Source organism: Desulforamulus aquiferis, from assembly GCF_030577015.1.
GTDB lineage: Bacteria > Bacillota > Desulfotomaculia > Desulfotomaculales > Desulfotomaculaceae > Desulfotomaculum > Desulfotomaculum aquiferis.
The window spans coordinates 62,174-75,405 of the sequence record NZ_JARPTC010000007.1; the positions used below are offsets into that span (position 1 = coordinate 62,174).

13 protein-coding genes and 1 tRNA gene are annotated in these 13,232 nt (G+C 40.4%); 8 read left to right on the top strand and 6 right to left on the bottom strand.

Annotation, left to right across the window (positions count from 1 at the left end):
- Positions 1-179 precede the first annotated feature (179 nt).
- Together P6N53_RS05700 and P6N53_RS05705 are read left to right on the top strand one after the other, a co-directional pair.
- Positions 180-1,904 (top strand): [Fe-Fe] hydrogenase large subunit C-terminal domain-containing protein, encoded by a 1,725-nt coding sequence (locus tag P6N53_RS05700; RefSeq protein ID WP_304541808.1) that lies wholly within the window; start codon positions 180-182, stop codon positions 1,902-1,904.
- A gap of 21 nt (positions 1,905-1,925) precedes the next feature.
- Positions 1,926-3,077, top strand: coding sequence for a SpoIIE family protein phosphatase (locus P6N53_RS05705; RefSeq protein ID WP_304541809.1), 1,152 nt, complete (start codon positions 1,926-1,928; stop codon positions 3,075-3,077).
- A gap of 31 nt (positions 3,078-3,108) precedes the next feature.
- Here P6N53_RS05705 and P6N53_RS05710 read toward each other — a convergent pair whose 3' ends face one another.
- Positions 3,109-3,516, bottom strand: coding sequence for a hypothetical protein (locus tag P6N53_RS05710; RefSeq protein WP_304541810.1), 408 nt, complete (start codon positions 3,514-3,516; stop codon positions 3,109-3,111).
- A 205-nt stretch (positions 3,517-3,721) separates the two neighbouring features.
- On the opposite strand from P6N53_RS05710, the gene P6N53_RS05715 reads away from it, so the two are divergent.
- Positions 3,722-3,804, top strand: a tRNA-Leu gene (locus P6N53_RS05715).
- Positions 3,805-4,111: 307 nt separating this feature from the next.
- Here P6N53_RS05715 and rlmN read toward each other — a convergent pair.
- Together rlmN and P6N53_RS05725 are read right to left on the bottom strand one after the other, a co-directional pair.
- Complete coding sequence (gene rlmN / locus P6N53_RS05720; RefSeq protein WP_304541811.1) at positions 4,112-5,092, bottom strand: 23S rRNA (adenine(2503)-C(2))-methyltransferase RlmN; 981 nt, start codon at positions 5,090-5,092, stop codon at positions 4,112-4,114.
- Positions 5,093-5,758: 666 nt separating this feature from the next.
- Positions 5,759-5,911, bottom strand: a complete 153-nt coding sequence (locus tag P6N53_RS05725; protein ID WP_304541812.1) for a hypothetical protein — start codon at positions 5,909-5,911, stop codon at positions 5,759-5,761.
- 251 nt (positions 5,912-6,162) lie between these two features.
- On the opposite strand from P6N53_RS05725, the gene P6N53_RS05730 reads away from it, so the two are divergent.
- Positions 6,163-7,482, top strand: a complete 1,320-nt coding sequence (locus tag P6N53_RS05730; RefSeq protein ID WP_304541813.1) for a hemolysin family protein — start codon at positions 6,163-6,165, stop codon at positions 7,480-7,482.
- A 23-nt stretch (positions 7,483-7,505) separates the two neighbouring features.
- Here the strand turns inward: P6N53_RS05730 and P6N53_RS05735 are convergent, their stop codons facing one another.
- On the bottom strand, positions 7,506-8,840 hold the full coding sequence (locus tag P6N53_RS05735; RefSeq protein WP_304541815.1) for a hemolysin family protein: 1,335 nt from the start codon (positions 8,838-8,840) through the stop codon (positions 7,506-7,508).
- 278 nt (positions 8,841-9,118) lie between these two features.
- Here P6N53_RS05735 and P6N53_RS05740 point away from each other — a divergent pair, with 278 nt between their 5' ends.
- The 4 genes from P6N53_RS05740 to tnpA all read left to right on the top strand — a co-directional run bounded on the left by P6N53_RS05740 (position 9,119) and on the right by tnpA (position 11,899).
- Positions 9,119-9,904: an undecaprenyl-diphosphate phosphatase gene (locus tag P6N53_RS05740; protein ID WP_304541817.1), complete on the top strand. Its 786-nt coding sequence runs from the start codon at positions 9,119-9,121 to the stop codon at positions 9,902-9,904.
- An 88-nt stretch (positions 9,905-9,992) separates the two neighbouring features.
- On the top strand, positions 9,993-10,712 hold the full coding sequence (locus P6N53_RS05745; RefSeq protein ID WP_304541818.1) for a phosphatase PAP2 family protein: 720 nt from the start codon (positions 9,993-9,995) through the stop codon (positions 10,710-10,712).
- 562 nt (positions 10,713-11,274) lie between these two features.
- Positions 11,275-11,640, top strand: a complete 366-nt coding sequence (locus P6N53_RS05750; protein ID WP_304541819.1) for an undecaprenyl-diphosphate phosphatase — start codon at positions 11,275-11,277, stop codon at positions 11,638-11,640.
- Positions 11,641-11,692: 52 nt separating this feature from the next.
- Positions 11,693-11,899 (top strand): IS66 family insertion sequence element accessory protein TnpA, encoded by a 207-nt coding sequence (tnpA, locus tag P6N53_RS05755; RefSeq protein WP_502550520.1) that lies wholly within the window; start codon positions 11,693-11,695, stop codon positions 11,897-11,899.
- Between the two features lie 27 nt (positions 11,900-11,926).
- Here tnpA and P6N53_RS18720 read toward each other — a convergent pair whose 3' ends face one another.
- Positions 11,927-12,340 carry a DDE-type integrase/transposase/recombinase gene (locus P6N53_RS18720; RefSeq protein ID WP_373322994.1) on the bottom strand — a complete coding sequence of 138 codons (414 nt, stop codon included), beginning with the start codon at positions 12,338-12,340 and terminating at the stop codon, positions 11,927-11,929.
- A gap of 322 nt (positions 12,341-12,662) precedes the next feature.
- Positions 12,663-13,193: a class I SAM-dependent methyltransferase gene (locus P6N53_RS05760; RefSeq protein ID WP_304541820.1), complete on the bottom strand. Its 531-nt coding sequence runs from the start codon at positions 13,191-13,193 to the stop codon at positions 12,663-12,665.
- Between the last annotated feature and the right edge of the window lie 39 nt (positions 13,194-13,232).

Here is a 13,232-nt window from a genome sequence, read left to right on the forward strand (position 1 = left end):
TTTACAAACATGTTCTAATCTAGGTAAACTATTGACACTATTTTAGTTTACCTGGTTTTAATATATCATTCAAAACCTGACCCTTCAATACACAATTTAAAAATTTTTGGAGGAAAAATAGTTTACGAGTTGAAAGTTACAAATAGAATTTATCAATACCAAAGAAACGGGGTGTGTTGGTGGGCCTAATCTATACCGGTGCAAAATGCCGCGATTGCTATCGCTGCGTTAGAATTTGCCAACTTAAAGCCATTAGGATTAATTCCAGTGGGATTACACGGAAACCCCATGCCCAGGTGATTGATGACCTCTGTGTTCATTGTGGCCAGTGCATTTTGGCCTGTCCACAAAGGGCTAAAAAGCCGGTATCAGACCTTGAGCAGGTCCAAAGCTTACTGGCTGAAGGTGTCCCGGTTACCGCTGTGGTGGCAGCCTCTTTTATCAGTGCACTACCCTTAAAAAATCCCGATGTATTACCAGGACTGATAAAAAAACTGGGATTTGCTCAGGTCCAAGAGACCTCTATCGGAGCTGGCCAAGTGACAAAGCAGTACTTGGAGATAGGCTTTAAGGAGCCTATCCTGGTTAGTTATTGCCCTGTAATTGTCAACCTAATTGAAAGACACTATCCAGAATTAATTCCCATGTTGGCACCGGTGATATCCCCAATGATCGCCCAAGGCCGTATTATTAAGCATATGAACCCCGACTCAAAGGTAGTTTACATTGGCCCCTGTGCAGCTAAGCGTGATGAGGCCCAGCTTCTTGGACTAGAAGATACTGTAGATTTCTTCCTTGGCTTTAACGAGCTGTGGGGGTGGATTGAAGAAAAGAAATTAGACCCTAAAGGTGAGCCACCTACATCCTTCGATAACTTCTCTCCCTGCCACAACCGCATTTTTCCGGTGGAGGGCGGTATGGTCTGGACTGTATCAGATGAACTGAGGGAAGCCGGCGAAACCTTTATTACAATGTCAGGTTTAGATAATTGCATTGACTTTATTAAACACCTTTCTAAGAAGGAAATAGCCAACCCGCCAAAGCTAATGGAACTATGGGCCTGTAAAGGCGGCTGTGTCAACGGCCCCCTCTCCCTTTGCCTTGAGGAAAGTCTTTTCATGCGCCAGCGTAAGCTCCTGGAGTACTATAATTCTTCAGCTGATTGCGCCTTTGAAACCCCAGAGCTAAAATTACCAGCCCTGTCACTTAAGCGGACTTTTCGCAATAGAAAGGTAATCCAACTTGTGCCATCAGAGGTAGAAATTAAAGGAATCCTTGCTAAGACTGGCAAGGTAACACCTGGCCAGGAATTCAACTGTGGAAACTGCGGCTATAACTCCTGTAGAGACAAGGCTATAGCTGTCTATCAGGGCAAAGCAGAGGTTGAGATGTGCATACCCTACATGCGCAAAAGGGCTGAATCCATGTCAAATCTGGTTATTTCAGCCATGCCTAACGGAATTATAGTTGTTGGCAAGAACCTGGATATACTGGAAATGAACCAGGCAGCAGAAAATCTATTCAATTGTTCTTCCTCTGAATTAGTCGGTCAAAGGCTACTAGCCCTAATACCTGCAACCAATTTCCTCAAGGTGATACAAACAGGTGAAATGCTAACCAATACCAGTACTTATCCTGACCTTGGCATAGTCACCAGGGAAATCATCTTTCCAGTGAAAAATACAGATCTAGTGGTGGGAATATTTGTAGACATTACCGCTGAAAAGCGTAGGAGGGAGCAAACAGACCTGGTTAAAAGCCAGACTATCCAGCAGGCCCAGGAGGTTATAGAAAAGCAAATGATTATGGCCCAGGAAATTGCCGGTCTGCTGGGTGAAACCACAGCAGAAACAAAGGTCCAACTGGGGAAACTAATCAAGCTAATGCGGCAAGACCCCCTGTAAAAGCGGAAAGGAGTGCCGCCCTTGAAGATACGTTTAGATATTGGCGTTGCCCAGCTTAAAAAGTATGGCGAGGAACTCTGTGGTGACAGTGTGGAAATTGTTCATACCGGCCAGTCCGACCTAGTGGTGGTGTCAGACGGCCTAGGCAGCGGAGTTAAGGCAAATATCCTCTCACGCCTAACCACAAAGACAGCCGCTACCATGCTTAGGCTTGGTGGAAACATTGCCGAGGTAATTGATACGGTTGCCAGAACCCTGCCCATTGACAGGGATATTAACGCTGCCTACAGCACCTTTTCAATATTGCAAATCGAAAACAACGGAAAAACCCGTCTGGTTGAATACGATAATCCTGGTGTATTTATCGGTAACAGAAACAAGCTTTTTACCCCTCGCCGGGAAGAACATGTCATTGCAGGAAAAAAGATTTCCGAATATAGCCTTGATGTGGATGATCAAGACTGGCTGGTTTTAACCTCTGACGGAGTAATTAATGCCGGCATTGATGGCCGCATGAATTTAACATGGAACCGGGAGAGGATTGGAAAATTCATTGAGGATACCTCTGACAAACAAAAAAGCGCCCAGGAATGGGCGGACGAAATTGCTGCACTCTGTTATAATCTCTATGGTGAAAAGCCTGGAGATGATGTTACCGTAGTAGCCATTAAGGTCCGCCATCCCATTCATGTCACGATGTTAATCGGACCTCCTCAAAATAAAGAGGACGACCGCAAATTGGTCAGAAGACTTATGGAATCCCCTGGCAGAAAGGTCGTTTGCGGAGGAACTACAGGCGAAATTGTAGCTCGGGTACTAGGGCGCAAAGTTTTTGTGGACTTATCCTCAGTCTCGGATGATGTCCCGCCCGTTGGTCTGCTGCCCGGCATAGATCTTGTAACAGAGGGTGCTGTGACCCTAGTGCAAACCTTGGAACATTTAAAGGGTAACACCAAGCTTAGTGAACTGCAATTCCGAAAGGATGGCGCCAGCAGATTAGCAACCTTCCTCAAGCAGGCCGACAGTATCCATATCATAGTCGGCACAGCCAGCAACAACGCCCTAGACTGCATGGATGTTCCCGCTATTTACGCCTATAAACACCATGTAATCCGAGATATGATAAATACCCTTAAGGATATGGATAAAGATATAGTTGAGGAATATTACTAGAAGAAAGACCAATGTGGCCGTCACATTGGTCTTAGCCATGTATAAGACTGGGCAAACATTTAGTGCAGATCCATGAGTTATTGCCATTTGTCCTACAAGGAAGCAGTACTCCATTATACTCTGTACGACCACATTTCACACAACTAACAGTTTCTGGATTTGGTTCAACTTCCTCTTTTATGATTTTGGACTCATCAACGTTTTTTTCTACAGGTTCTGCAGAAACTGTATTTTTATGACGTGCAGCTATCTCTTCGGAAATCTTATCGAAGTCAATCTGAAAGCCAGGACAATGCTTTGGACACGCATCATTAGGTGTGCAAACATGCCCCTCACCCACTGCCGGAAGTTCCAAACCCTTAGCTCTAAATCCCACACATTGCCCGCAGTTATCCATTAATTCCCTGCGCCATTTCATCCATCCATCTTTTTTAGTCATTTGTTTGACCCCCTTGTTTTATTTCTTAAACAAAGGATACTAAAACTTGATTAATCTATAAATGATGGTAATCACTGGGCCTAGGTGATAATGATCACTTTGCTAGCAAATGCTAATTTCTTAACAAATTACACATATTTCTTATTCAAAACTTCTTGCAATTTAAATATTTGTCATGCTATAATTACACTTGCGATTGAAACATGTCGGAGTGGCGGAATCGGCAGACGCGCACGTTTGAGGGGCGTGTGGGAAACCGTGCGGGTTCAAGTCCCGCCTCCGACACCAAAGAAAAGGACATCTTTTGATACAATGAAAGTCACCTATAATGGGTGGCTTTAATTGTGCCCGTAAATATGGGGCTTTGCGTCCTTAATGCCTTTTGCATTGAAACCACGCAACATAGCGCGTCCAGCTATAAATAACTAAAATTTCTAACTTCCAGCCTGCAAGGCTGAAATTTTGCACCCCCTCTTGTATTAGGAGCGTTTTCGTAAGACTAAATTTCCTCCGAATGCAATACTCACAAAAAATGCACCCCACTCCATATTGACATTTAAGCGCCAGCCGAGGTAGTTTCCCCGGCTGGCGCTTTTTATTTATTCTTTTCATTGTATTTATTAGCCAACTGTCCACAAGCCGCCTTAATATTTCTACCATGGGAAATTCTCATTGTAACTTCGAGCCCGGCTCGTTCCAACTGCTGTTTGAATGAAGTCATTTCCTGTTTTGCTGGCTTTTTAATTTGTGTATTACTTGTAGGATTATATTCCAGTAGATTGAGCATGACATTTTTCCCACGGAACCACCTTGCCAGTTGACGCACATCAGAAGGCTTGTCGTTTATTCCCTGCAAAAACAAATACGCAAACACGACTTTTCGATTATGCCGTTTAGCATGAGACAATGCCTCATTGACAACATCGTTAATATCGTATCTGTGCATATTGGGAATAATACGGTTTCTTGTAGCCTGTGTTGTTGCATGCAGAGAGATTGTCAACTGAATTTTAAGATGTTCCTCACGCAATTTTTTCAGTTGTTCAACTGGGCCGACAGTTGATACTGTGATGCCGTCCGTGGGAAAGTTCAGGCCGTTTCTGTCTCGCAGAATGTGAATTGCCTTTATAAAGTTGCTATAGTTGAATAGCGGCTCTCCCATACCCATAAAAACGATACGATTTACCTTTCGACGTAGTAGTATAACCTGCTGTACGATTTCTGATGGCGTCAGATTACGAACAAAGCCATTCCGCCCGGACTCGCAGAAGATACAACCAACGGAACAACCGACTTGTGTACTCACGCAAACCGTTCCGCCATCTTGACGTTTAATAAAAACCATTTCAATACACTTGCCGTCTAACAACTCAAAAACATATTTTTCAGTGTTGCCGTCCTTGTAGACTGTTTTTAGCGACATAGTTAGGTATTCTTTTTTGGGTGAATGCTTATATAGTGACGAGTATAAGGATCTCGCTTCACTCTCACCAATGACCTCCACCATTTCTTTGTAGGTAAATCCGTATGGAACACTCCTGATATCATCAGGAGTATGTCTGTGCAAATATTTCATTTTTCTATGTCCTTTTCTATTTATTTTGGAATAATAAAAAAGGCAATAAAAAATGCAGGTCAATTCTCAATGTGAGCATTGACCTGCATATATAGTACGAATAATAACACAACAAAACTAAATCATAGCTTTATAAACCATGACTTATAATCACTTGGTTGCTGTGCATACATTCGCAAAATAGGCACGACAAATAAGCCCACATTAAAATGTGAAACTGCTTTTTATTGCCTATTATTTCCAAATGTGAATAGAATGCAACATATAGAAAAATCCCCCTAATATTAAATATTAGCACGTTTGAAATTCTGAGTCAACATATATCAGCATTTGGTAAAAGAAAAAGCCCCCGCCGAAGCGGGGCCAGTAGCGCGCTGCGCTATTATTTTTCCATAGTTTTGCAGTTAATTTTGGTTAACGCAACCCGTGAGTATTTCTGATTCTAAGGAGGCCACCCAAGAGCTAGTAAAAAGTAAGGGCGATACTCTGGTTTACCATACTTTAACCAATCCGCACATAACAATGCTATGCCGAGAATTATTACAATCATGTTTCAAAATATATACAAATGCCTCCTTTTAATTTCTACATAACTTTATTCGGTCTTGTATGTGCATTTCCTGTTAATATTTGGAAAAATAACTATATATAAAAGGTAAACCGCTTTTATACATCAAATTCCGCGTCTTCAACTGCCTTATTTAACTCTTTCATTGTAGGCGTTACATACCGCCTTAACTTCTCAAATATGTAATGAACGTGAATAAAGACAACAAAATATAATACTCGTGCCAAAATTTGAGCCACTCCTGCCATCAAAAGAGCCACCTCCTATATAATCAAAACGGTACGAGTACATTCGTATAGCTATCATTTTTTAAACCCTTTCCCTCTTTCCATTTATAACGGCTACCTGGTCAACTTTTTTATGGAATTGATTCACACTAACGAATCATACTAATTGATATGCTCACAAGTCAAAACTCAAGAACTAGCTGGACTTATATGGATATGTCTTTAGGTGCTGGGCAAAATAAAATAATGATAGTAAGCTAAATGGGGTTTTTTCATTGATAACACTAGTAAATTTGTTTCTTGTTGTTCTACTTATAGCTGCTACTGCTTTTTTTGTAGCAGCAGAGTTTGCCATTGTAAAAGTACGAGACTCGCGCATTGAACAATTAATTCAAGAAGGCAATAAAAGAGCAAAGACAGTTCGTCAAGTTATTCATAACCTTGATGGCTATCTTTCGGCTTGCCAATTAGGCATAACACTTACTGCACTGGCATTGGGGTGGATAGGAAAACCAGCCATCTCAGATTTAATAGCACCGGTAATACAATATCTAGGTTTACCTGGAAACGTTGCTGGAGGAATATCCTTTATAATTGGATTTTCTATCATTTCATTTTTACATGTGGTTGCTGGTGAACTGGCCCCAAAAACCCTTGCTATTCAGCGTGCAGAACAAGTAACTATGGCTTTATCGCCAACGCTGATACTATTTTATAAAATTATGTATCCGGCAATCTGGCTTTTAAATGGTGCAGCAGGTTATCTCATTCGATTAATTGGACTCCACTCTGTTTCTGAACATCACCAGATCCATTCAGAGGAAGAAATTCGTATGATCTTACTGCAAAGCCACGAGGGAGGCGAAATAACTCAGACAGAATTACAACTGGCCCGCAATTGCCTCCACTTTGCAGATCGTGTAGCTGGTGAAGTTATGGTTCCCAGAACTGACATGGTTTGCTTATATACCAATTTAAGCTGGGAAGATAATTTTAATGTAATAACCGAGGAAAAGTATGCAAGATACCCTGTCTGTGATGGTGATAAAGACAGGATTATAGGGTTTATAAATACCAAGGATTTGTGTTTTAGTGGCGTCAAAGACCTAAATTTCCTCAGCTTAGACACCTTTTTAAAACAGTCTCTTAGACCTGTAATGATAATTACAGAACAAACCCCTATTGACGAGATTTTAAAAAAAATGCAGAAAAACCGAAGCCAACTGGCCGTTGTAGTGGACGAATACGGTGGAACTGCAGGGCTTTTAACTATTGAGGATATTTTAGAAGAAATTGTAGGAGAGATTCAGGATGAACATGATGAAGAACGAAATATAGTAGAAGTTCTCGGAGAGGGTTATTATTCATTGGATGCCAGATATCCTCTCTCAGATTTTAATATTGAGTTTGGCTTAAATTTGGAAGCAAAAGGCGTATTTACTCTAGGTGGTTGGTTTTTGGAGGAATCCCATAAAAGACCAGAATTAGGGCAGTCTGTTGAGTATAAAAATATTAAGTTTACTATTTCTGAACTTGAAAACAATACCATAAGACGAATAGAAATGATAGATTTGCCTCAATTAAAAGAACCCTAGACAAAAGAGTCTAGGGTTCCATGTTAGGCTACGGTTTTTTCAGTTAATTCCTTGCTTAATATATTTAATCGGATACGGTGAATGCGGAGTCCTTGCATTTCTACCACTTCAAGTTGGTGGCTTGGCAATTCTACGATATCCCCCACTCTGGGTCTTTTTCCTAGTTTGCCAAAGACAAATCCTCCAAGGGTATTGTATTCTCCCTCATCACCAATCGGTAGGTCAAATAACTGGGATGCCTCTTCCAGGAGTATGCGACCATCAACTAGGAACGTTCCTTCGTTCTCCGGGGTTACTTGTGGTAGCTCCTGATCAAACTCATCCTGTATCTCTCCTACCAGTTCCTCCAATATATTTTCCATTGTAATTATACCACTGGTACCACCGTATTCATCCACCACTAAAGCCATGTGCTGGTGATTATGTTGGAATTGCCTTAGAAGTTTATCTAGGGGTATTCCTTCGGGCACCATCATGATATTTCTTCTTACCTTATCAATACTTGCCCCTACATCAAGTCTAAAGAGGTCTTTAATGTGTACAAGCCCTATTACATGGTCTGTGTCCCCATCGCAGAGAGGAAACCGGGTGTGTTCAGTTTTTCTTGCTAATGCTAGGTTATCTTCAATGGACTTCCTTCTATCCAGAAATACGACATCTGGACGGGGAACCATAACTTCTCTGGCAACTTTTCTTTCAAATTCAAATACATTCTGGAGTAGCCGCCATTCATTTTTATCCAAATGACCACCTTTATAGCTCTCGGAAACAAGCATTTGGAGTTCTTCTTCACTGTGACTTTCATCGTGCTCATTTGCAGGCTTAACCCCGAGCATTTTTAGAAGTTTATTAGCAGTTCCGTTAAAAATTACTATACCGGGGTAGAACAAGTAGTAGAACATGGTCATCGGGGAAGCTAACCACAGGGTAACGCTTTCCGAACGCTGAATGGCTAATGACTTAGGAACTAATTCACCGAAAACAACATGCATAAAAGTCACTATAGAAAAGGCTATCACAAATGAAACACTACTAACCGCGGCAGGTGAGGTTACGCCAAAGAAAAACAACAGCGGCTCAATTAGCTTACCTACAACAGGTTTTCCAAGCCAACCCAATCCAAGACTAGATAACGTAATACCTAGTTGACAAACTGATAGGTATGCATCAATTCTATTAACACAAACCTGTGCAACTTTTGCTCTGCGATTACCCTCAGAAACTAGCTGTGCCAGCCGTGTAGATCTAACTTTTACGAAGGCAAATTCAGCAGCAACAAAAATTCCATTTAAAAACACTAATAATAATGCTAATAAAATTTGAAAAATAATTAAACTGAATGACGTGTCGTCACCCATAATTATGGAACCACTCTCCCTTTTTTAATATGTCACTGTATTAACCCTACCTTGACTAAAGTTTATTCTAACAGATTTATTAATATTAATAAAATCCTTGTAAACTTACTGGTGAACTTCTAACAGCGATTATTATACAATAATTTAAAACATAAGTAATTATCTCTGGACAACAGCTATTAGCTAGCTCTCTACCCGTTTTGCATTAGTGGTTATAGAATTAGATAGTAATTCTTTGTTATAATAGCAATGCTAGCAAATTTTAAATGAGGTGACCTATGGAAGTTTTATTAAAGGCTGTTGTTCTGGGGATTGTACAGGGTCTAACTGAGTTTTTGCCAATAAGCAGTTCCGGCCATCTTCTGCTAGGAAGAAAATTGCTTGGTCTATCTGAGGCTGGGTTGTTACTTGACACGATGCTCCACTTCGGAACACTTATAGCAGTAACTGTGGTTTTTTGGAAAGACATTGTGTATATGATTAAGAATCCCTTTAGTAAATTAGCACTATTAATCATCGCCGGTACAATACCTACCGTAATAATTGGTTTTACTTTTAAAGATTTTTTTGAAGAAATAGCTCTTACTGGTTCAACAGTGGGTTGGGGGTTTCTGATAACCGGAACACTTCTTTGGGTAGCCGATAATATGAAAACCAAGGGAACTAAGGATATCTCAGAAATTTCTTTCAAAGATGCATTAATAGTAGGAACCTTACAAGGTGCCGCAATTTTTCCCGCGGTCTCAAGGTCTGGGTCTACAATTGCCGGAGCCTTATTCCGAGGCATTAACAGACAGTCAGCGGCTCGCTTTTCGTTCCTTCTCTCATTGCCAGCGATTTTAGGAGCCGTGGTATTACAAGGTGCTAAGTTAGCAGGTGGGCAAGTTGAATCTATCGGGCTAGTCCCTATATTGTTTGGAACTCTTGCAGCAGCACTATCAGGTTATGTTGCGGTTAAGTGGATGCTGGCCATTCTCCAGCGTGGATCTTTAAAAATCTTTTCTTTTTATGTCTGGTTTTTAGGGGTAGGGGTTTTAGGTGCACAGCATCTAGGAGTATTCTGATTTATTTGGTTAAATATCACTAGACCAATGAATCCTTCCCTAGTTGTTTTCTAAAAACAAAGATTTTTATTTTTAATGAGGTAGTATAATGACTATGAAAAGTAAAAATATCATTATTAAGTTTTTTAAAGCAAAGAATAGTTATTTACTAACTATTATCAAAGACTCGTATTTATTGCTACTCATACCATTGTTATATCTTTTTACAATACTTTGTGCATATTCTGGTTTAGATGCTTTAATAAATGAAATTGCTCAACTACAAAATGAACACTTTAGTTTAATATGGAGTTGGTTGCCACTGTATATTGGGGGTATCGCTCCAATTGTAGTTCCTTTGATCATTCTCTTAAAGGATAGGGATAGAGGACTATTGAGCATTAAGGCCGTTGTGTTTTCATTGACTGTCGTGACTATTCTTAAGGCAATAACATCCAGAGTTCATCCAGAGGTCATATCTATCACTGACACCTACATAAGAAGCAATTCATTTGAATTCGGTCTTCTAATAAATGGATTAGCTTCTGTTGTTGAGGGATGGCCATCAGGTCACACTGCAACTAATACAGCAATGATTTTTAGTATTATTTTTGGATGTAGTCTAAGAATAAAAATTGCTGGGGCTATATGGGTAGTGTGGGTTGTGCTTGCTACAATATTCGGTGACAAAGGTGGTGTACATTGGTTTTCTGATTCAATAGCTGGAGTGGTAATTGGTGTTGCGATTGCACTTGCTCACATATCTCTTAATGCAAGGCATAGCAATTTACTCCAACATACAGAACAGAAACATAAACCATTAAGCTAAAATACTATCAAATAAAATCTTGGTTAATAAAGGTAAAGGCAGCTTGGAGAGGTAATAATGGGAAATTCGGATAAATTTGAAATGATAGCTAAGATAATGACACTTCAGAAAGAATTCAAATTGCAAAGGTATCAACAAATGCCATTCGTAAGTGCGGCCGGGCAAGGTCGCTAAGTCTATGACATGTGGCCATAGGCCCTTGACTTTTGAAGTTAGATTTTTTGCAACTGCCTTTAACAATGGCTAAACCCAAGCCAGTGCCCGTAGCCTGATGTATGTCATAACCCACATCCCCAACTAGATTATGCACCTATTTACGTTTACTTTGATTCAACATATCCAAACTTTAGTGGTTATTACAACTATGGAACCCCTGCTCAATATATAAATTACTATAGAGAATAATTAAACAAAGTTTTTACATCAAAAATCACTAGAGTTGCATTTAAATAATTTGTTTTTGTCAAGCTCAAAATTAATAATCTAGAAATTAAAAATCTCCTTATAAGTAAGATAGAACAGGTAGTCCTGTCCAGAATCTCAATAATAAGGAGACCATCGCATGGACTTTGAAGAAATAGCTCTTACTGGTTCAACAGTGGGTTGGGGGTTTCTGATAACCGGAACACTTCTTTGGGTAGCCGATAATATGAAAACTAAGGGAACTAAGGGTATCTCAGAAATCTCTTTCAAAGATGCATTAATAGTAGGAACCTTACAGGGTGCCGCAATTTTTCCCGCGGTCTCAAGGTCTGGGTCTACAATTGCCGGAGCCTTATTCCGAGGCATTAACAGACAGGCAGCGGCTCGCTTTTCGTTCCTTCTGTCAATGCCAGCGATTTTAGGAGCCGTGGTATTACAAAGTAAGCGTCTAGTAAGTCGGTGTATGGAAACTTCCCTAATTAGTTGGGACAATTCTCTAAATTAGAGTTTTTGGAGTTTTTCGAGTTCACTAGAAAAACTCTAAAGGAGGTTTAGAGATGAATACTAGGGAAGTGACCAACCAGTATCAATTGAATAAGTGGATTGACCTTGTCCGAGAATGTCGCAGTAGTGGGCAAACGGTTTCTGCATGGTGTGCTGATAATAACATTAGTCCGGCGAGTTATTATTATTGGCTAAAACGTGTTCGCACTGCTGCCTACGAAGCCCTTCCTGGTCTTCAGTCAAGATTTCGGACAGATTAAAAGTAGAAACAATCCTAGTTTAACAATTTAACACGCTAAAGTGCCCTCGAAATCATAGGGTGACATCATGCCACAATATTCATGAATTCTAACGGTGTTGTAGAAAGTCTCAATATACTCAAATACTAATTCATGAGCGTGTCTAGCATTTTTGATCACATATCGGTTGAGCCATTCTCGCTTTATTAAGGCATGGAAAGCTTCTATACATGCATTGTCCCAGGGGTTACCCTTATTTGAGTAACTGTGGATAAAATGTGCTGCCGGTGTAGCTTCAAGATAGCTTTTAGATACATATTGCGACCCACGATCGGAATGGATGATAACTGGTTGACCGACTTTTCTATTCGCTTTAGCCTTTTCAATTGCTTTTAATACATGCTCTGTGGATAAACTCTCTGATACGTGCCAGCCTATAATTTTCCTAGAAAAAAGATCCAAACGAGTAGTGTGCGGTGGTTAGTTATTAGCCCCACACTACTTTTTTTATTAGGAGGAAAAACATGGCACAACGCAAGGAAAGAACTACCATTGACCACCCCAACAACCCAAAAATAAAGGTAAGCTAATGACCTTTGATGAGGTAGCGGAACTTTTTTAAAAAATCCTTAAGTAAATATCTTATCGAGAGGGGTGATTTACACCACGACTATTTGTATAACCAGTGACGAGGAGCCCCTAAAAAGGGCAACCATCTAGGACCGGATTAAGGTCCGGATCAGGCTTGTGCCTATTGTGGAATATGCAATAATGCAAAGCCTGACTATTTTTTTGCTTCTATCAATGTAAACTTGGTTATGTTGTGGGCCTTAAACAATATACCGCAGTGAGATTGCTTAGCCATTAGGGGTAGTTGTTCATAATTTATCTCTGCAACTGTGATAGAAAGACATTCCTCACTTAAAGACTGCAAGAAAGCCTGTAATCTTGCCCTATCATCGGGATCAGGCCAATCTGTCAAGGTAACCTCAGTGTATAGAATGAATACACCGTTTTGGGATAATAGGGAGAAGATTTTAGCAGTGTTCACCTTGGCTTGACCGCGCAAAACAGCAGGAGTGGGAAAGATAAAAAAGATCTGGTCAATATCCCCAAGATATTCTGCAGCTTCCCAATCTTGTATTCTCTGCTTTATAAGCAGTACGTTCTTAAAATCTTTTAGGTTATCACATGCCCTGGCAAAAAGTTCATCAGTTGGCTCTAGTCCGATTAGAAGCTGTTCCTGCTGGTCTGCCAGTGGGAGTAGTTCCTGGGCATCCCCGCACCCGATAAACAGCGCTTTAGTTTTATACATAATCTCTATCCCTACCGTCACTCCCGTGCTTTTGCAGAG